At 62.8% G+C, this 18,972-nt stretch carries 19 protein-coding genes; 3 read left to right on the top strand and 16 right to left on the bottom strand.

All coding sequences use genetic code 11. The features are described from left to right. Positions 1 to 5 precede the first annotated feature (5 nt). Entirely contained in the window at positions 6 to 638 is a 633-nt protein-coding gene (gene rimP, locus AC1DLV_RS01545; protein WP_476799814.1) for a ribosome maturation factor RimP, read from the bottom strand. A 271-nt stretch (positions 639 to 909) separates the two neighbouring features. Between rimP and AC1DLV_RS01540 the strand changes: the two genes are divergently transcribed. Then, positions 910 to 1,074 carry a hypothetical protein gene (locus tag AC1DLV_RS01540; RefSeq protein ID WP_476799815.1) on the top strand — a complete coding sequence of 55 codons (165 nt, stop codon included), beginning with the start codon at positions 910 to 912 and terminating at the stop codon, positions 1,072 to 1,074. Between the two features lie 210 nt (positions 1,075 to 1,284). On the opposite strand, the gene AC1DLV_RS01535 is transcribed toward AC1DLV_RS01540, so the two are convergent. The 4 genes from AC1DLV_RS01535 to AC1DLV_RS01520 all read right to left on the bottom strand — a co-directional run bounded on the left by AC1DLV_RS01535 (position 1,285) and on the right by AC1DLV_RS01520 (position 5,676). After that, positions 1,285 to 2,841, bottom strand: coding sequence for a tripartite tricarboxylate transporter permease (locus AC1DLV_RS01535; RefSeq protein WP_476799816.1), 1,557 nt, complete (start codon positions 2,839 to 2,841; stop codon positions 1,285 to 1,287). A gap of 27 nt (positions 2,842 to 2,868) precedes the next feature. Beyond that, positions 2,869 to 3,357, bottom strand: a complete 489-nt coding sequence (locus AC1DLV_RS01530) for a tripartite tricarboxylate transporter TctB family protein (protein ID WP_476799817.1) — start codon at positions 3,355 to 3,357, stop codon at positions 2,869 to 2,871. Further along, positions 3,354 to 4,298: a Bug family tripartite tricarboxylate transporter substrate binding protein gene (locus AC1DLV_RS01525; RefSeq protein WP_476799818.1), complete on the bottom strand. Its 945-nt coding sequence runs from the start codon at positions 4,296 to 4,298 to the stop codon at positions 3,354 to 3,356. The genes AC1DLV_RS01530 and AC1DLV_RS01525 overlap by 4 nt, the downstream gene beginning before the upstream one ends. A 313-nt stretch (positions 4,299 to 4,611) precedes the next feature. Then, complete coding sequence (locus AC1DLV_RS01520; RefSeq protein ID WP_476799819.1) at positions 4,612 to 5,676, bottom strand: ABC transporter substrate-binding protein; 1,065 nt, start codon at positions 5,674 to 5,676, stop codon at positions 4,612 to 4,614. 128 nt (positions 5,677 to 5,804) lie between these two features. Here AC1DLV_RS01520 and AC1DLV_RS01515 point away from each other — a divergent pair, with 128 nt between their 5' ends. Beyond that, positions 5,805 to 6,479, top strand: a complete 675-nt coding sequence (locus AC1DLV_RS01515; protein WP_476786315.1) for a response regulator — start codon at positions 5,805 to 5,807, stop codon at positions 6,477 to 6,479. Beyond that, a complete protein-coding gene (locus AC1DLV_RS01510) occupies positions 6,479 to 7,867 on the top strand; it encodes a sensor histidine kinase N-terminal domain-containing protein (protein WP_476799820.1) in 1,389 nt (462 codons plus the stop codon). The genes AC1DLV_RS01515 and AC1DLV_RS01510 overlap by 1 nt, the downstream gene beginning before the upstream one ends. A gap of 372 nt (positions 7,868 to 8,239) precedes the next feature. Here AC1DLV_RS01510 and trmB read toward each other — a convergent pair whose 3' ends face one another. From trmB to tsaB, 11 genes are all read right to left on the bottom strand, one after another. Continuing rightward, positions 8,240 to 8,941, bottom strand: coding sequence for a tRNA (guanine(46)-N(7))-methyltransferase TrmB (gene trmB, locus AC1DLV_RS01505; protein ID WP_476799821.1), 702 nt, complete (start codon positions 8,939 to 8,941; stop codon positions 8,240 to 8,242). Positions 8,942 to 8,957: 16 nt separating this feature from the next. Further along, a complete protein-coding gene (metK, locus tag AC1DLV_RS01500; protein WP_476799822.1) occupies positions 8,958 to 10,223 on the bottom strand; it encodes a methionine adenosyltransferase in 1,266 nt (421 codons plus the stop codon). Positions 10,224 to 10,476: 253 nt separating this feature from the next. Further along, positions 10,477 to 10,896 carry a helix-turn-helix domain-containing protein gene (locus tag AC1DLV_RS01495; protein WP_476799823.1) on the bottom strand — a complete coding sequence of 140 codons (420 nt, stop codon included), beginning with the start codon at positions 10,894 to 10,896 and terminating at the stop codon, positions 10,477 to 10,479. 141 nt (positions 10,897 to 11,037) lie between these two features. Further along, positions 11,038 to 12,630, bottom strand: a complete 1,593-nt coding sequence (gene lnt, locus AC1DLV_RS01490) for an apolipoprotein N-acyltransferase (RefSeq protein WP_476799824.1) — start codon at positions 12,628 to 12,630, stop codon at positions 11,038 to 11,040. Between the two features lie 87 nt (positions 12,631 to 12,717). Next, entirely contained in the window at positions 12,718 to 13,788 is a 1,071-nt protein-coding gene (locus AC1DLV_RS01485; protein WP_476799825.1) for a hemolysin family protein, read from the bottom strand. Between the two features lie 26 nt (positions 13,789 to 13,814). Continuing rightward, the gene (gene ybeY / locus AC1DLV_RS01480) at positions 13,815 to 14,327 is read right to left on the bottom strand and encodes an rRNA maturation RNase YbeY (RefSeq protein WP_476799826.1); all 513 of its coding nucleotides are present in this window, start codon (positions 14,325 to 14,327) and stop codon (positions 13,815 to 13,817) included. Between the two features lie 18 nt (positions 14,328 to 14,345). After that, on the bottom strand, positions 14,346 to 15,338 hold the full coding sequence (locus tag AC1DLV_RS01475) for a PhoH family protein (RefSeq protein WP_476799845.1): 993 nt from the start codon (positions 15,336 to 15,338) through the stop codon (positions 14,346 to 14,348). A 74-nt stretch (positions 15,339 to 15,412) separates the two neighbouring features. Continuing rightward, on the bottom strand, positions 15,413 to 16,822 hold the full coding sequence (gene miaB / locus AC1DLV_RS01470) for a tRNA (N6-isopentenyl adenosine(37)-C2)-methylthiotransferase MiaB (RefSeq protein ID WP_476799827.1): 1,410 nt from the start codon (positions 16,820 to 16,822) through the stop codon (positions 15,413 to 15,415). A 42-nt stretch (positions 16,823 to 16,864) separates the two neighbouring features. Next, positions 16,865 to 17,671 (bottom strand): lyso-ornithine lipid O-acyltransferase, encoded by an 807-nt coding sequence (olsA, locus tag AC1DLV_RS01465; RefSeq protein ID WP_476799828.1) that lies wholly within the window; start codon positions 17,669 to 17,671, stop codon positions 16,865 to 16,867. A 35-nt stretch (positions 17,672 to 17,706) separates the two neighbouring features. Beyond that, entirely contained in the window at positions 17,707 to 18,195 is a 489-nt protein-coding gene (locus AC1DLV_RS01460; RefSeq protein ID WP_476799829.1) for a GNAT family N-acetyltransferase, read from the bottom strand. After that, positions 18,192 to 18,875 carry a tRNA (adenosine(37)-N6)-threonylcarbamoyltransferase complex dimerization subunit type 1 TsaB gene (tsaB, locus tag AC1DLV_RS01455; RefSeq protein WP_476799830.1) on the bottom strand — a complete coding sequence of 228 codons (684 nt, stop codon included), beginning with the start codon at positions 18,873 to 18,875 and terminating at the stop codon, positions 18,192 to 18,194. Before tsaB ends, AC1DLV_RS01460 begins: the two co-directional genes overlap by 4 nt. Positions 18,876 to 18,972: the final 97 nt, after the last annotated feature.

Genomic DNA, 18,972 nt, shown 5'->3' with positions numbered 1-18,972 from the left:
CTCTATCAATCTTCCGTTTCGGTTTCTTCGCCTTCCGGCGCATCTTCGTCTTCGCCGCGACGCTTCCGTGCTTCCTTGCGCGCCTGATTGTCCTTGCTCAGGGCATCGCGAATGAGATCGTCGGTAAGGATCAGCCGTGCCTCGGAAATCGCCTCGAAAGGCACGCGCACGGTCGGCTCCTCGCCATAGGCCGCCTGGTCACGCTGGAGCAGGATGCCCTCTTCGTCGACCTCGGCGATCTTGCCGCGGAACCGCTTGCGATCGGCAACCATGACCGAGGTCTCCATCTTGACGATGTGACCGATCCAGTTGCCGAAATCCGACTTGCGGACCAGCGGCCGGTCGATACCCGGCGACGACACTTCCAGATGATACGCCTTTTCGATCGGATCATCGACATCCAGGGCAGGCGAAACCGCGCGGCTCACCTCTTCGCAATCCTGGACGGTCATGGTGCCGTCTTCGCGCTCGGCCATGATCTGCAGCGTCAGCCCGCTCTGCCCCGACAGGCGGATGCGAACGAGGCGGAAGCCGATCGCACGAAGGACGGGCTGAACGATCAACGCGATGCGGGCATCAATGCCGGTCTCGCGGATGATGCGGTCGTCGCCTGTCTGTTCGGCTGCGTTTTCGGTCATATAATCTCCAGACGGTCGGCAGGTAACAAAAAAGAGCGGGACCGGGTGGACCCACTCTTCGTCATACCGACCAAGAATTTGAGGCTGATATAGCCGAAGGCGGCGCGGCTTTCAAGTCCTGTGGCCGGTTGCGTCCACTGCTATGCGTTTAGCCGACCATTGCAGCGGATGCATGGCAAACATGCGACAACACCCCTACCGGTTTCCTTTGAGGCACCTATATTTGTTGCGTTGCACAAAATCATGACGCAACGCAAAAGAGGACACCGAGATGAACACCCGCAAGCAATTTGGTCGCATTGGTCAACTGGTCCGCACCTTCGGTAGCGCCGTGGCTGCAGCTGCGGCCGTTGAGCACGGTCATCGTCCGAACAACCAGGATCTGGTGATGCTGGGCATCGACCCGCGCCACTTCGACCGCATCCGCCGGTTCTAAAATTTCTGTTTCAGGGTAGAGAGCGCACACCGCTGCCCACGTTATTGGCGTATGCCGAGACGTGGGCCAAGTGGGCCGTGCTCCGGAGCGGCAGGTTATCTTGACCGTCGCTCTGTCCCTGACAGTTTCCGCCTCCCCTGAGGAGGCAAAGAAAAAGCCGAGGCCGGAAAATCCGGGCCTCGGCTTTTTCGTTTCAGGGCTGAGTGGAACTCAGTCTTCGTTGGCGCCAAGCTGGGCCAGCACCTTGCCGCGACCACGAGAGCGCAGGTAGAGCGGCAACAGCACCGCGGTTGCCGCAAGCAGCAACAGCACCACCGCAATCGGCGATCCCAGCAGGATCGACGGGTCGCCCTGGCTGATGGCCAGCGCGCGGCGCAATTGCTGCTCCGCCATTGGCCCCAGAATCAACCCAACCACCACAGGCGCAATCGGATAGCCGAAGCGGCGCAGGCCGTAGCCGAGCAGGCCGAACGCCAAAAGCATGCCGAGCTCGAACGACATCGGCCAGGTGAACATGCCGAACACATTAAGCTGGAAGACGGCCGAGTTGGCGCCGATGGTGCCAAGCGTCGCAAAGGTCAGGATGCCGGCATAAAGCCACGGTGTCGGGATGGTCAAAAGCTTGATCCACACGCCGATCAACGGCAGGTTCAGCACCAGCAGCATCAGATTGGCGACGAGCAGAGAGGCGATCAAGCCCCAAACGAGTTGCGGGTTGGTGGCAAACAGCAGCGGTCCCGGCTGCAAGCCGAACTGCTGGAAGCCGGCGAGCATGATCGCGGCCGTCGCCGTGGTCGGCAGGCCAAGCGTGAGCAGCGGCACCAGCGTGCCAGCGGCAGAGGCGTTGTTGGCCGCTTCGGGCCCCGCGACACCTTCGATCGCACCCTTGCCAAACTCTTCGGGCTTTTCAGCCAGATTCTTTTCGACCGAATAAGACAGGAAGGTACCGATTTCGGCGCCGCCCGCCGGCATCGCGCCGATCGGGAAGCCGATAGCGGTGCCGCGCAGCCATGGCTTCCACGAACGGCGCCAGTCCTCACGCGTCATCCACACAGAGCCCTTGATCGCCTGGATGGTCGATTCGCCGCCTTTGCTGGCAGCAACGCTGAGCGCTTCGCCGACGGCAAACAGCGCCACCGCAAGCGTCGTCACTTCGACGCCGTCAAGCAGGTCGGGGATGCCGAAGGCAAGGCGCGCCTGGCCCGTCTGCAGGTCGATGCCGATCAATCCCATGGCCAGGCCAATGAAAAGTGCGGTCAGCCCGCGCAGCGTCGAGTCGCCGAAGGCGGCCGAAACAGTCATGAAGGCGAGGATCATCAGCGCGAAATATTCGGCCGGGCCGAAAGACAGCGCCATCTTGACGACCGTCGGCGCGATGAAGGCAAGGCCGATGGTGGCAATCAGGCCGGCAACGAACGAACCGATGGCGGCGGTCGCCAATGCCGGTCCGCCGCGCCCGGCGCGCGCCATCTTGTTGCCTTCCAGGGCCGTGACAATCGAGGCACTTTCGCCTGGGGTATTGAGCAGGATCGACGTCGTCGAGCCGCCATACATGCCGCCGTAATAGATGCCGGCGAACATGATCAGCGATCCGGCCGGATCGAGCTTGTAGGTGACCGGCAACAGCAGGGCGACGGTAAGTGCCGGACCGATGCCGGGCAAAACGCCAACAGCAGTGCCGAGCGTCACGCCGATGAGCGCATAAAGCATGTTCATCGGCTCCAAAGCCGTGAGCAATCCCTGCGCCAGCAGACCAAAGGTATCCATTTAGAGCCGAGCTCCCTTAAAAATCGCTCAGAACAACAGGTGTTCGAGCGGGCCGGCGGGCAGCGAGAGCTGCAGTCCCTTGGCGAAAATGAACCAGATGACGAAGGAAAGCACGATGCCGAGGGGAATCGTCTTCCACAGCGGGCCACGACCAAATGCGCGCGCCGTTGCGGCAAAGAGCAGTCCCGTGGCGATCGAGAAGCCGGCTGCCTTGAGCAGCAGCATCTGGGCCACAAGGCCGCCGACGATCCACAGGATCGGGCTGATTTCCTGATGCTCGCGCTCGGGGAAGTCACCACGCCAGGCTTCGAAGGCCGTCCAGATCGACAGGCCGAAGAACGCAGCAGCGATCACATAAGGAAAGGTGGTTGGGCCGACGCGGGCATAGCTGTTGCCGGCGCCATGGCTGGCGGTGCTCCAGGCGATGACGACCGAAACCGCCATAAGCAGCGCGGCGATGGCAAGCGCCGCCCAATCGGGGCGGCGCCTTTCTTGTTGCTGGTTGTCCAGGCTCATTTCACCAGGCCGATGTCTTTCAGGATGGCGGACGTCGCTTCGGTGTCCTTCTTCAGCTGTGCTGCGAAGTCGTCACCGGCGAGGTAGGTGTTGGCCCAGCCCTTGTCGGCGAGGATCTTCGTCCACGAGGCCGAGGTCACCATCTTTTCGACGTCGGCGAGCACAGCTGCCTTCTGCTCGGCCGACAGGCCAGGAGCCGCAGCGACCATGCGCCAGTTCTGGATCGAGACGTCAACGCCGCCGTCCTTGAAGGTCGGGGCGTCGATGCCTTCGACCTTGGCGTCGGACGAGATGCCGATGATGCGCAGCGTGCCAGCCTTGATCTGCTCGGCGAATTCGCCGTAGCCGGAAATGCCGACGGTCACCTGGCCGCCGAGAATAGCGGCAAGCGCTTCGCCACCGCCGGAATAGGCGATGTAGTTGACCTTGGTCGGGTCGACGCCGACTGCCTTGGCAATCAGGCCGGCCGTGATGTGGTCAGTGCCGCCGGCCGAGCCGCCGCCCCAGGAAACCGCGCCTGGATCAGCCTTGAGCTTGGCAACGAGGCCAGCCATGTCCTTGATGTCGGAAGCAGCAGGCACGACCAGAGCTTCGTATTCGCCGGTCAGGCGAGCGATTGGGGTGACCTGATCGAGCGTGACAGGCGAGGCGTTGGTCAAGATCGCGCCGACCATGACATAGCCGCCGACGATGAGCTGAGCCGGGTCGCCGCTGGCCTGGTTGACGAACTGGGCGAGACCGATGGTGCCGCCGGCGCCCGGAACGTTGTTGACCTGCACGGAGCTCGAGATCTTCTCGTCCTGGAGCGCGGTCTGCATCGAACGCGCGGTCTGGTCCCAGCCGCCGCCAGGCGCTGCGGGGGCCATGATCTTGTAGTCGGCCGCTGCGGCCGGCAGGGCGAGCGCGCCTGCGATGATAGATGCCAATACGAACTGCTTCATTGCTGTTCCTCCCTTGCAACCCGCATACGCGGGGCAAATGCTTTTTTCAGTTTCGAGGCCCGCGCCTGAGGCAGCGTCCCGGAACGTCAAGGGAAGGAATGGACCGTCTAAATGAGCCGGCCACTTGTGCAGCGTTTCCAGGGCCCCATTACGCGACGATATTGCGCCGCTGGATAGCCTTTGAAGAAACGTGTTCGAAGTCCTCCCGAACTTTCCGAGCCCTGCCGCCTCCAACGGATGGGCCGAAACTTCCCTATCGCAGCAACCTGACATCAGACTGACACCGATGCAACAGCTTGGGAACATCGCATGATCAGGGGCTGCGCAGCGCCTCGTTCCAGCGCTCGATGACGCGGGATCGCTTGACCTGGTCGAGATAGACCATCAGGCCCGGGCTGACCGGCACCGGGCGCAATTGGCCGCCGAGAACCTCCTGCATCCGGTTGGCGGTGTTTTCGCCCGAGACATCAGGATTGACGGCCGCAATGTGCAATTGCCGCGCCATCACCGTCTGCCCCTCGGCCGACATGAAATATTCGAGATAGCGGCGGCCGAGGTCAGGCGACTTGGCCGCAGCCGGCACCAGGCCGATGCGCGACATCACCACCGTGTAGTCCTTGGGCAGGACGATGCCGACATCGGGGTTGCGCGCCGCCCAGTCGGCGGCATAGGAGCCCAGGATGTTGTAGCCAAGCACGAAGCGCCCGTCGGCGATGCGTTCGAGGATCGCGCTGCTTGTCGAATAGAGCTTCACGCCCGCTGCCCCCATGGCGCGGATCACCGACCAGATGTCGGGATATTGCTCCTGGTCGCGCGCCATGAACATGAAGCCGACGCCGGAGCGCTCGATGTCATAGGTGGCGATGCGGCCATAGACCTTGTCGCCCTGGGCCTGGAGGAAATCGACGAACTGGCCACGCGTGGCGGGTGGAGGCGCATCCTTGAAGCTCGGCTTGTGATAGACGAACACCGCCGGCTCGAAGGTCAGCGCATAGGCAGTGTCGCGCCAGTTGGCCCAGCGCGGCCAGCGGTCGGACAGCGGCAGCCGGCTTTCCTGGGCGTAACCGTCATTGGCGAGCTTGACCTGCAGGTCCATGGCCGAGGAAAAGGCGATGTCGGAAGTGCCCTTGCCGGCGTCGGTCTCGGCCACGACCCGGTCGTAGATGTCGACCGTCTGCAGTTCCTCGTAGCGGACAGCGACATCGGGATTGGCCTTCTGGAAGCCTTCGATCATCGGCTTGGCCAAAGGCGCGTCGAGCGAGGAATAAACGACAAGCGTGCGCGCGTCCGAAGCGCCGTTGAGTGCTGGAAAGACGGTGACCTCGGCCCAGGCGGGCGCTGAAAGGCAAACAAGGGCGGCGAGAATGGCTAAGCGCATGATCGCCTGACCATGCCTCAGCCAAGCGAGCGGCACAACGACGAAGCGCTATAGATGCGTGCAAGGGGCTCTGGACCTTTGCCTATCGAATAGGCATCGTCATAACGGCTGGGGCAAGGAGAATTCGGTTGCGCATTCTGGTGGTGGAGGACAACGCGACGCTGGCCGGCGGCTTGGCGGCGGTGCTCAAGGGCAGCGGCTATGCCGTCGACGTGGTCGGCGATGGTGCCTCGGCGGTTGCGGTACTCGCCACCGAGCGCTTCGACCTCGTCATCCTCGATCTCAATCTGCCCGAAATGGACGGGCTCGACGTGCTGCGCACCATGCGCGGTCGCCAGCATGACGCGGCCGTGCTGATCCTTTCGGCACGGCATTCGCTCGATGAGCGGGTGAAGGGGCTCGACCTCGGCGCTGACGACTACATGGTCAAGCCCTTCGACGTTGGCGAACTGGAGGCGCGTGTGCGCACGCTGCTGCGCCGCCGCGCCGGGCTCAAGGCGGCGACCGTCACCTTCGGCGAGGTGGCGCTCGACCTCAACACGCGCAGCTTTTCATCCAACGGGGCGGCGATCGACATTCCGGCGCGGGAACTGGCGCTGCTGGAAACGCTGTTCATGCGCGCCGGCAAGGTTGTCGCCAAGCAGGCGATCATCGAATCGCTCGCCGGCTTCGACGAAGATCTGAGCGCCAACGCCATCGAGCAATATGTCAGCCGCCTGCGCAAGCGCCTGGCGCCTTACGGCCTGACCGTCAGGACCGCGCGCGGCATCGGCTATTATCTCGAAAAGCTGCCAAGCCCCTGATGGCGAGGACGAAACCCTATTCTCTGCGCAGCCGGCTGCTGTTGTGGCTACTGGTGCCGCTGGTCACCATCGGCCTGATCGCGCTCGCCGACACCTATCGCGAGGCGGTGGACACCGCGAACGCCGTCTCCGACCGGGTACTGGCAGGCTCGGCACTGGCAATCGCCGAACGCGTGGTGGTGGCCGAGGACGGCGCGCTTGAGGTCGACATTCCTTATGTCGCGCTCGAAATGCTGACCTCGGCGGCACAGGACCGCGTCTTCTACCGCGTCGACGGTCCCCAGGGGTTCATCACCGGATACCAGAACCTGCCTGTCATCCAGGGGCTCGATCAGGAGGAAAGCGGTTATGCCGACGCGAATTTCCGCGGCGAGCCGATCAGGCTGAGTTCGCTCTCCCGCGCCGCCTCGACGGGTGCGACCTCGATACCATTCGTCGTCACCATCGCCGAAACGACGATTGCCCGCACCCAGCTGGCACAGACAATCCTTTTGCGCTCGGCGCTCAGGCTCGCCATCCTGATCGGCAGCGCAGCGGCGATCGTCTGGCTCGCCGTCACCTTTTCGCTGCGCCCGCTCTACCGGCTGCGCGACGCGATTGCCGAACGCAATCCTGACGATCTGCACCCAATCGAACAATCGGTGCCCAAGGAGGTGCGCGGGCTGGTCGACACGGTCAACTCGTTCATGGGCCGGCTTGGCTCGGCACTGGGCGCCATGCGCCATTTCACCGGCAATGCCAGCCATCAGCTGCGCACGCCGCTGACCATCATCCGCACCCAGCTTGCCCTTGCCTCGCGTGCGCACTCGCTCGAAGAGGCGCGGCAGGCGGCCCGGATGGGCGATGAGGCGGTGGCCCATGCCGAGCGCGTCATCGCCCAGCTGTTGCTGCTCGCCAAGGTCGACGAGGCGGCGTCCGACCGGCTCAAGAACCTCGACGCGATCAACCTGACCGCGCTTGCGCAGCAACTGACCGCCGACCGCGTGACCCAGGCGCATGCCGCCGGCATCGATCTCGGTTTTGACGGAGAAAGGGCACTGTTTGTACGCGGCGAACCGATGCTGCTCAGCGAAATGATCCGTAACCTGATCGAAAACGTGCTCGCTTATGCCGGCAGCGGCGCGGAAGCCACCGTCAAGGTGCTCGACGCTGGCACGGAGGTCGTGCTGGAGGTCGAAGACACTGGGCCAGGCATTCCGGCGTCGGAGATGGAAAGCGTTCGCCAGCGTTTTGTGCGCGGGCGATCGGGCGACAGGCCAGGTGCCGGCCTTGGCCTACCGATCGTCGAGGAGATCGCCTCGCTTTTCGGCGGGCGACTGGAACTCTTGGCGGGTGCCGAAGGACGCGGGCTCAGGGTGCGGGTGGCGTTTGCTGCGGCCGAGGGATGAGCCCTTCTCAACTCTTGAACCTGATCCGCGCTGCAAGCTAGCTGCAGCTGCGGGAATCGATGCCAATCTGCACCCGCAACGGCATGGATTCCCGACACTCTCCGCTCGTTTCACTCGCTCACGAGGTCGAGAATGACGGATGCAGGGAACGCCTCTGCTAATCTCCAACCTCGACGATTGGCCGAAAACCGCCGATGAAGTTCGTCATTCCCGACCTCGTGAGCGAGTGAAACGAGCGGAGAGTGTCGGGAATCCATGCAGTGACGCAAAGACATACAGAGCGGGTCCCAGTCCATTGGACGATCGGATTTTCCGCCCTCTAGCACCCGGAATTTGCCTTCAGGCACCTACTCCCACGAAGGGGGCACCAGCCTATGCCCTCACAAACGTCAAATACGCCGGAGTGCGGTTTTCGCGGATGGCTTTGGCTTCGTAGCGCGTGCGCGTCCAGCCCTCATAAGGCGTGTGCCAGTCGCGGGCGTCGGCCGCCTGCCACTCGAAGGCAGGATGGGCGCGGCAGTGCTGCAGCGTCCAGTTGACGTAGGTGTCGATGTCGGAGGCAAAGCGGAATTTCGCGCCGCTTTTCAGCACACGGGCGAAGCGGTCGAGATTGACCGGGCTGACGAAGCGGCGCTTCCAGTGCTTCTTCTTCCGCCACGGGTCGGGATAGAGCAGGTCGATGCCGTCTAGCGAGGCCTCCGGCAGCCAGTCGAGCAGCTGGGTGGCGTCTTCGTCATAGAGGCGGATGTTGGCGAGCGGGTTTTCGTCGAGCACCGCCGTCATCTTGGCCATGCCGTTGACGAAAGGTTCGATGCCGATGAAGCCTACATCCGGATTGTTCGCGGCGATGTGGCGAAGGTGCTCGCCGCCGCCGAAGCCGATCTCCAGCTTGACCTTGGACACCTCGGCTTCAAACATCGTGCGAAGATCGGCAGGAGCGGCCACGCCAAGGTCGATGCCAAGGCGGGCCAGTCCTGTTTCAAGCGCTTCCGCCTGATGCGGGCGAATGGACTTGCCGCGCCGCCGCCCGAAAAAGGCTTCGCTGGTGCGACTGCGGCGCGGTTCCTGTTCCATAGATACCACGGTCGCCTTAAGCGGCGACCGCATCCTTGAGTGCCTTCACCAGGTCGGTCTTTTCCCACGAGAAAGAACCGTCGCGACCGGCCTTGCGGCCGAAATGGCCGTAGGATGAGGTCTTGGCGTAGATCGGCTTGTTGAGGTCGAGGTGACGACGGATGCCCGACGGCGACAGGTCCATGACCTGGCGCAGTGCATCTTCCAGCACCGCCTCATCAACCTTGCCGGTGCCGTGCAGGTCGACATAGACCGACAGCGGCTGGGCAACGCCGATGGCGTAGGACAGCTGGATGGTGCAGCGCTCGGCAAGCTTGGCGGCAACCACGTTCTTGGCGAGATAGCGCGCGGCATAGGCTGCCGAACGATCGACCTTGGTGGTGTCCTTGCCGGAGAACGCGCCGCCGCCATGCGGGGCAGCACCGCCGTAGGTGTCGACGATGATCTTGCGGCCGGTCAGGCCGGCGTCGCCGTCAGGACCGCCGATGACAAACTTGCCGGTCGGGTTGATGTACCAGTTGCAGTCATTGGCGATTTCGAGTTCGCCAAGGGCTTCACGGATGTAGGGCTCCACGACCTTGCGGACCTTGCCTGAATCCCAGCTGCCGTCGAGGTGCTGGGTGGAAAGCACGATCTGCGTGACTTCGTGGGCCTTGCCGTCCTGATAGCGCACGGTGACCTGGCTCTTGGCGTCAGGGCCAAGCTTGCCGGCGTCGCCCTTGTTCTCGTGGCGGGCGGTGGCGAGCAGTTCGAGGATCTTGTGGCTGTAGTAGATCGGCGCCGGCATCAGGTCCGGCGTCTCGCGGCAGGCATAACCGAACATGATGCCCTGGTCGCCCGCGCCTTCTTCGCCCTGGCGGTCGGAAGCGCTGTCGACGCCCTGGCCGATGTCAGGCGACTGGCCGTGCAGCAGCACGTCGATGCGGGCGGTCTTCCAGTGGAAGCCGGCCTGCTCGTAGCCGATCGCGCGGATGGCCTTGCGAGCCACCGCTTTGAACTTGGACGGATTGACGACCGGATGGCCGGCTGCGTCCTTCACGATCTGGCCGTTCTTGTCTTTCTTGAGCAGCGTGTCGGGCACGCGAACTTCGCCGGCGATCACAACGCGGTTGGTGGTTGCAAGCGTTTCACAGGCAACGCGGACCTTCCACGGATCCATGCCGGTCTTTTTGGCTTCACGGTAGACGAGATCGACGATCTCATCGGAAATGCGGTCGCACACCTTATCGGGGTGGCCTTCGGATACGGACTCGGAAGTGAAGAGATAATTCTGCCGCTGCACGGGATGTCCCCTCTGGAAAGCGATCGGCGCGATGCCGATCTTTGGCGCGACACGTGTTAGCGAAGCCTGCCAGACCTCGTCAAGCAGGCTTTCGTCGCGGAAGGCCAGTTATTGCAAGAGCGTGGCGACGGCGCATCGCCGTCGCACAGCGCATCGACCTGAATATCGGAGCCGATTTTCAGAAAGCATGATGCGAAATTTCAGACACTAAAGCGTCAGTTGTGCGTCCATTCGGGCGCACGGCGCTCTGGCATTACTGCTCTTCGTCGTCGGCCAGAACCTTGGCCAATTCGATGACTTTGCGCCGAATTTTGGGGTTGGAAATCCGGGCAAAAGCGCGGTTGAGCTGCAGGCCTTCGGCGCTGCTGAGAAAATTGACCACGAAAGAGGTGGAAGAATCTTCCGCCAGCCCTTTATGTTCGACACCTTCGGCTCCCGGAGCGTCCTCGAAGAAGAAAGCGACCGGAACGCTGAGGATCGAAGCGATGGCCTGAAGGCGACTCGCTCCGACGCGGTTTGTTCCTTTTTCGTATTTCTGGATTTGCTGGAAGGTGATCCCTAAGCTTTCTCCAAGCTTTTCCTGGCTCATTCCCAACATGTTGCGTCGCAGACGAATTCTACCGCCGACGTATACGTCGGTCGGATTTGGTTTCTTCTTGTTTTCTTTTTCCACTGTCTTTCCTCGCCGGATTTTCCCAGCTTATTTTTTGGGCAGATAACCCACTTCAGGGCAATTTATAACGCTCGGATCTGAACGCCGATTGGCGCAGCATCTCGCCGCGCGTGGGCATATGAGTTTCTAACAACCGCAGTGTCAATTCGCCCTGAGCCTCTGCCTGAGCTTCAAGCCACTTGCCGCAACGGCAATGACGAACATGATCAGGAAACCATTAACGCGCGAATGCGGCGTCGGGGCGGCGCCAGCGGCGGCCACCGGAAGCGAGAAATCGATGATGCCGCGAACATTCATCGCAAGTGCATCCACAACTCGCCCGCTTGGGTCGACAATGCCGGAAATTCCTGTGTTGGCCGCGCGCAGGACCGGCAACCCGTTTTCCACCGCGCGGACTTGCGACTGCCGGAAATGCTGATACGGACCCGGGGTATCGCCAAACCACGCATCGTTGGTGACATTTACCATAATCTGAGTTGACGCCGCGTCAACTGCAACTAGGCGGGGAAAAATTATTTCATAGCAGACGAATGCTGCCGCCTTCAGACCGCCAGGCAGGTCGAGCGGCCGGCGACTGGTGCCTGCGGTGAAATTCATCGGCCCAGCGACAAGTTGAGTGAGCCCGATGCGCTCCATCAGGCCAGCGAACGGGATATATTCGCCGAAGGGAACAAGGTGGACCTTGTCGACAGCATCCACGATTTCGCCCTTGTCGTTGATGCTGACGACGGAATTGTAATAGCGGGCTTCCGCGTCGGCTGACGACTCGCCTTCCTCGCGCACTGTGCCAGCCATCAACATCTGGCCTTCGGCCAGCATGTCGCCGATCGCCACCAGCGCGTCGGGCCGTTCGGTGAAAAGAAAGGGCACTGAGGTCTCAGGCCATACGATGAGGTCGGGCTTCTTGGCGCCCGGTTTCGGTGCCTCGGCCGACAACTGCAGCATGCCGGCAAAGATGCGGTCGCGGACACGGCCATCCCATTTTTCGCTGAGGTCGATATTGGGCTGGACGAGACGGACATTGATCGTCCGGCCAGTCGGCGCGGCGGGTGCTGCCAGCCTGTAATAGCCGTAGACGGTGTGGGCGGCGACCAGCACCGCCGCCAATGAGAAACCGAGCTTGAGATTGCGCCGGTCGGCAAGCAGCGCGGGCATGGCAAAGACAAAGACAGCAAGCACGTTCATGCCGGTGACGCCGACTACCGCCACGCTCTGCATGAACAGCGGCACGGGCATGGCGGCAAAGCCCAGCGGGTTCCACGGAAAGCCGGTGAACAAGAAGGTGCGCAGCCATTCGGCCAAGCCGAAGGCGAAGGCGAGTGCCGCAATACGGCCGATGCCGTCGCTCCACAACAGCCGGGCCAATGCAGCGGCAAAGCCGTAGAAGAAGGCCAGAATCAGCGGAATACCGACGACGGCAAAAGGCAGCGCCCAGGCAAAACTCTCGGCTTCGACCAAAAGCGCCCCACCGACCCACCACAGCCCGGCAAGGAAATAGCCGAAACCGAACCACCAGCCGGTGGCGAAGGCAGGCATGAGGCGGCGCAGGAAGCCTGCAGGCCTGTCTGCGACAGCACCGTCAAGCAGCCACACCAGGATCGGGAAAGAAACGAAGCAGGCGGCGAAAAAGTCGTAGGGCGCTTGGCCCAGAACGGCGAAAGCGCCGGCCACAAAGGCGACCAGCGCTCTTTTCCATCCCCACAGCAGAATTATCCGCCCAGCGTGGCGCTCCATCCGTGCCCCTCTCCCAGAATCACGGATCGAAGGTGTAGCAGCACCGCAAGGCGGCACCAAATGGCGGACCGCCCAGGCAGGCCAGGCTCACGCCTGCTCAGCCTTGGCGCGGCGGCGGCGCTCGCTCTTCAAGCTATGGACGATGCGCACGCGCTTGACGCGGCGCGGGTCAGCGTCGAGCACGTGGAACTCGAAGCCCGGAATCGCCTGCACGACTTCGCCCCGGGCCGGCACGCGGCCAAGCGCATTGAAAATCATGCCGCCGATCGTATCGACATATTCGCTGTGTTCGCCGGGCGAGAATTCCTCACCGAGGACCTTGGCGACCTCCTCGATCTCGGCCTTGCCGTCGACGACATAAACGCCGTCTCCCGCCTGGGTGATCATCGGTTCGTCGTCGTCATGTTCGTCTTCGATGTCGCCGACGACCATCTCGACGATGTCTTCGAGCGAAACCAGCCCGTCGGTGCCGCCATATTCATCGATGACCAGCGCCATCTGGGTGCGCGTCGCCTGCATGCGGGTCATCAAATCCGAGGCCAGCATGGACGGCGGCACAAACAGCACCGTGCGGATGAGGTTCAACTCGCCAATGTTGCGCTTGAGGTCGACCTGCGCGAGATCGATCTGCACGTCGGCGGGTTGCGCCTTGCGTGCCCTGCCCTTCTTGACGCGCGCACCACGGGTGATGTGAGCGAGCACGTCACGAATGTGGACCATGCCGCGCGGGTCGTCGAGGGTCTCGACATAGACCGGCATGCGCGAATGGCCGGACTGTTCGAACACCGCAAGCAGTTCGCCAAGCGTGGTCGAGAGCTCAATCGCCTCGATGTCGGCGCGCGGCACCATGACGTCCTCGACCCTGACTTCGCGGAGCCTGAGGATGTTGTTGAGCATGGCGCGTTCGCCGGGCGAAAATGAGTCGGCGTCGCTGCCGGTTTCGGCCAGCGCGTCGACAATTTCCTCGCGGATATTGGTGCCATTGCTGCGGTGACGGAAAAGCCTGGTCAGCCGCTCAATGAAGGATGGCCGATCGGCCTGGGGGTCGTGCGTCGCGTGTAACGGCGCACTGCTACTAGGTCCGTCCTCGTTCTGGTCGGAGGCCTTTGCCGCGGTTCCCGCTTCGGGCGTGGCGGCAGTCTCTGTTTTGTCGTTCATCGTCTTCCGGTCGTTGATCGCCCCTGTTACGCGTAGGGATCGGGAATGGCAAGCCTCGCCAGAGCCTGACGCTCCAGGGCTTCCATCTCCTCGGCTTCCTCGTCGGTCTCGTGATCATACCCCAAAAGATGCAGGAGTCCGTGGATTATGAGGTGGGTGATGTGGTTTTCGAGCGGCTTTTGTTCAAGCTCGGCCTCGCGCACCACCGTCTCATAGGCCAAAACGATGTCGCCGAGCATCGGCGGCAGCGGATCGCCCGGCGCCATGGGGAAGGCCGGAAACGACAAGACATTGGTTGGCTTGTCTTTTTGACGCCATTCGGCGTTGAGGCTCTGGATGCTGTCGTCGTCGGTGAAGACCAGGCTCAGTTCGACGCCGTCGACAATTTCCACCTCGGCCTCGGCCAAGGCCGCAGGCACGGCGCGGTCGACCAGCGCCCTCAAAGCTTCTTCGCTGGGCCAGGCGCCTTCCTCGATCATCAGGTCGATGTCGAGGCCGTCCTCCGCGACGGAGGACACCGGTGTTTTCTTGTCAGGCATAACCAAAACCGTTCCCGATCAACCCTCGGTGCCAAGGCCGCGCGCGACCTTGCCGTCGCGGTCATAGGCCCGTACGATCTCGGCGACGAGCGGGTGGCGAACCACGTCGGTGTCGTTGAAGCGCACCGTAACCGCACCTGGCACACCGTCGAGGATACGCAATGCCTCAACCAGGCCCGACTTGGTGTTGGGCGGCAGGTCGATCTGGGTCGGATCGCCGGTGATGATCATGCGCGAGTTCTCGCCCAGGCGGGTCAAGAACATCTTCATCTGCATCGAGGTGGTGTTCTGCGCCTCGTCGAGGATGACGGCGGCGTGCGCCAGCGTGCGGCCGCGCATGAAGGCGAGCGGGGCGATCTCGATCACTTCGGCGGCAATGGCGCGCTCGACCTTGTCGGCCGGCATCATGTCGTAAAGCGCGTCATAGAGCGGACGCAGGTAAGGATCGACCTTTTCCTTCATGTCGCCGGGCAGGAAGCCCAAGCGTTCGCCCGCTTCCACCGCCGGACGCGACAGGATGATGCGCTCGACCATGCCGCGTTCGAGCAGCATGGCGGCATGCGCGACAGCGAGATAAGTCTTGCCGGTACCAGCCGGGCCGATGCCGAACACCAGCTCCGAGCGCTCCAGCGCGCGCATATAGGCGTCCTGGTTGAGCGAGCGGGCATAGATGGTGCGCTTGCGCGTCGAAATCTGAGCCGCCGCCATCTTGCCCTTGCGCTCAAGCGTCGGCAGCGTCAGCTGGTCGTCAGGGGCAACCGCCATGCGCACGGCGCCGTCTACGTCGGACTGGGCCACTTCGCCGCCTTTCTGCAGGATGGCATAAAGATGATCAAGCGCGCGGCGCGCCTGTTCGGATGCGGTGGCGCTGCCCTTAATGGTCAGTTGATTGCCGCGCGAGCGGATGTCGACGCCGAGTTTCTGTTCGAGACGGGCCAGGTTCTCGTCGAACTGGCCATAAAGCGCACTGGCTAGCTTGTTGTTGTCGAAGGTCAGTACGATGTGCGCCATGTCAGACGCCCCGGAGGGCAGGTTCTTGAGTTCAGCAGCGCTCAACCGTCTCTCCTCATCTGCCGTACGGCCGATCAGACCGCTTCGGCGAACAGGCTGTTGGTGCCTGTCTTCGTGATTCGCACATTGATAATGTCACCGATTTCGCCGGCCTTTTCATCAACAATAACCGGCTGCAGCCAAGGTGAGCGTCCAACGATCTGGCCGGGCTCGCGGCCGGGCTTTTCGATCAGCGTCGAAATGGTCTGTCCGACCAGCCCGTCGGCGAAGGCGTGCTGCTGCTGGGTGATCAGCTGCTGCAGCCTTTGCAGGCGCTCGTCCTTGACGTTTTCCTCGACATGGCAATCCATCTCGGCGCCAGGCGTGCCGGGGCGCGGCGAATATTTGAACGTATAGGCCGAGGCGTAATTGGTGGCGCGCACGATCTCCATCGTAGCCTCGAAATCTTCGTCCGTCTCGCCTGGAAAACCGACAATGAAATCGCCAGACATGGCGATGTCGGGACGCGCGGTGCGGATGCGCTCGATCAGCTTGAGATAATCGGCGGCGGTATGCCGGCGGTTCATCGCCTTGAGGATACGGTCCGAGCCCGACTGCACCGGCAGATGCAAATAAGGCATCAGCGCACCCAAATCGCGATGGGCCGCGATCAGCTCATCGTCCATGTCGCGCGGATGGCTGGTGGTGTAGCGCAGCCTGGCAATGCCGGGGATTTCGGCGAGCCGATAAAGCAGCCGTCCAAGGCCCCATTCCTTGCCGTCGGCGCCCTCGCCGTGCCAGGCGTTGACGTTCTGGCCCAGCAGTGTGACTTCGCGCACGCCGGCCTCGGCCAGCCGTTCGGCTTCGGTGACGATCTGGGCAACGGAGCGCGACACTTCCGAGCCCCTGGTATAAGGCACCACGCAGAAGGTGCAGAACTTGTCGCAACCCTCCTGCACGGTCAGGAAGGCGGTGACGCCGCGCTTGGCGACCTCGGACTTGCGTGGCTGCGGCAGGTGCTCGAACTTATCTTCGAGCGCATACTCGGTTTCGATCACCTTCTGGCCGCCGCGCGCCCTGCGCACGACTTCCGGCAAGCGATGATAGGTCTGCGGTCCAACGACCAGATCGACTGCGGACGCGCGGCGCAGAATCTCGCGGCCTTCAGCTTGAGCTACGCAGCCGGTGACGCCGACGATCAATTCGCGGCCGCTTTCCGCCCGCTCGGCCTTGAGTTTGCCCAGGCGTCCCAGCTGGGAATAGACCTTTTCGGCCGCCTTCTCGCGGATATGGCAGGTGTTGAGCAAAATGAGGTCGGCGTCTTCGATGGTCTCGGTCGCCGCATAGCCGTCGGCAATGAGCGCATCGCTCATGCGCTGCGAGTCGTAGACATTCATCTGGCAGCCATAGGTCTTGATGAAGACCTTCTTGGCAGCGTCTGTGGCCGTCGAGGCCAGTTCCGCTGAGCTTGCCGGGACTATGGTGGAGATATCGTCGAGTTCCATGCGGCGCCTCATAGCGCCTTTCCGAGGCAAAAAACAGACGATTTACGCTTGTCGGGCCGGCACCGGCGATGCGAGCGACTCCAGCATCATTTCACGCACCCGCTCTTCCATCAGCCGTGTCGCTTCCTTGCGGCTCGACTTGGCCGAAAAATCGATCGGCTCGCCGAAACGGATTTCCACGTCGAGCCCACCTTCGGCCAGCAACTGCGTGATATGCGGCACCAGATCCATGTCGCCGATCCAGCTGGCGATCGGGCGGTGCAGGCGGCCCAGCGGAATGCCATGGATGCGGGTATAGGCGATCGATACCGGCTGGATCACGACGTGCTCGGCGGCGCCCTCTGCAATCGCCATCGAGGCGGCGCCAAACAGCGTGCTCTTGAACGGCAGCAAAAGGTTCCCGTCGCCGGTACTGCCTTCGGCAAACAGCACCACGGCATTGCCAGCGGCAAGGCGCTGGGCGATCTCGCTGGCCTGGTCGCCCGACTTGCGCTTGCGCTCGCGTTCGATGAACACTGTGCGCTGGAGCCGTGACAGAAAGCCGAAGATCGGCCAGCCGTTCAGCTCCGACTTGGCGATGAAGGTGACATCGACGAGCGAGCCGAGCGCCATGATGTCGGTCCAAGAAATGTGGTTGGACGCGATCATCAGCGGCCGGGTCTCGACCATCTTGCCGACCATGCGCACGCGCATTCCGAGCGCCCTTAGCATGGCGCGATGCCAGATCTTCAGGATCACGGTCTCCGGCCACAGGCCGGTCTTCATCGAGATGACCTGCAGCGGCACAAGCACCAGTGAGGCCGCAACCATCCAAGAGAGCGCGAGCCCCGTACGGATCTTTCCGATCATATAGTGCTTAATGCCTCGTTCAACCGGGCTTCTGGCTAGCGAAGATCGAGCCGCATGACAAGCGCGCCCGTCGCGCCTTGCGCCGACTGGTAATAATTCGGGCGCTTGCCGACCTCGTGAAAGCCGAAGCGGCGATAAAGACCGATCGCCGGCGCATTGGTCTCATCGACCTCGAGAAACAGCGCCTCGGCGCGCTGGGCATGCAGTTCGCGCAGCACGGCATCCATCAGCCGCCAGCCCAGGCCGTGCCTGCGATGCGACCGCGAAACCGCGATGGTGAGGATTTCGGCCTCGCCCGCCGCCAGCCGCGCCAGCACGAAGGCGATCGGGGCCTCATTGCCGTGACCGGTTTCGCGCACGGCGAAACCGAAGACGGTGTCCTGCTCAAGCAGCGACGAAAACTCGTCTCCGGACCACGGACGTACAAAATCCTCGCGATGAAGCGGTGCCAATGCCGGGCTGTCATCGAGTGAAAGCGGCTGGAGCGCATAGTCGCGGCGCAACGGCCAGAATGGCAGCTTCATTTCTGTTCCCTCGGCAGCACAAAACCGGCCTGCGGCTTGGCATCAGGTGCACGGAGATAGACCGGCTTTGGCCGTTCGCCGGGCTCTTTGCCGGCAGCGAGGCGCGCATAGGTGCCGATGTCGGCGGTCGCATGCAGCGGACCGATAGCGAACGCCTTGTCAACCACGACCGCATCTGCGACCAGTCGAGCAGCAGTGCCGGCCAAAGCCATCTGCCCAGACGCAGCGATCTCGGCCGCCTCGGCCAGGCTCAGAACCGCCGGCTCGCGCAAAACGTGGCCGGTCTCATCATAGAGCGCCGCATGGATTTCTTCGCGCCCGGCGTCGAGTGCTGCGAGCACGGTTTGTTGGCCAAGAGCATCGCGTGTTTCCTGGGCGAGTGCTTCCAGCGTGGTGACACCAACCGCCGGGATTTTCAGCGCGAGCGAAAAGCCGCGCGTTGCAGAGACGCCGACGCGCACGCCGGTGAACGAGCCGGGGCCGGTGGACACGGCGATCAGGCCGAGATCGGCATAAGCGATGCCCGCCTGTCCAAGCGCTTCTTCCACCACGGCCATCAGGTGCTCGGCATGGCCCTTGCCGAGATCGCGCACAGAGCGGCCGAGTTCCTTGGCAGCCACCGTATCGTAGACAGAGGCGGCACAGAGACTTGCGGCACAATCGATGGCGAGGAGGATCATTTCTTGCTCCGGGGGCAATGTCGGAGGTCAGCACGCCGCACACCCCCCTTTGGCCTGCCGGCCATCTCCCCCTCAAGGGGGGAGATCACCCAAACCC

The organism is Aminobacter sp. 01T433, from assembly GCF_056398585.1.
This window is presented reverse-complemented; position numbering and strand designations above follow the sequence as displayed.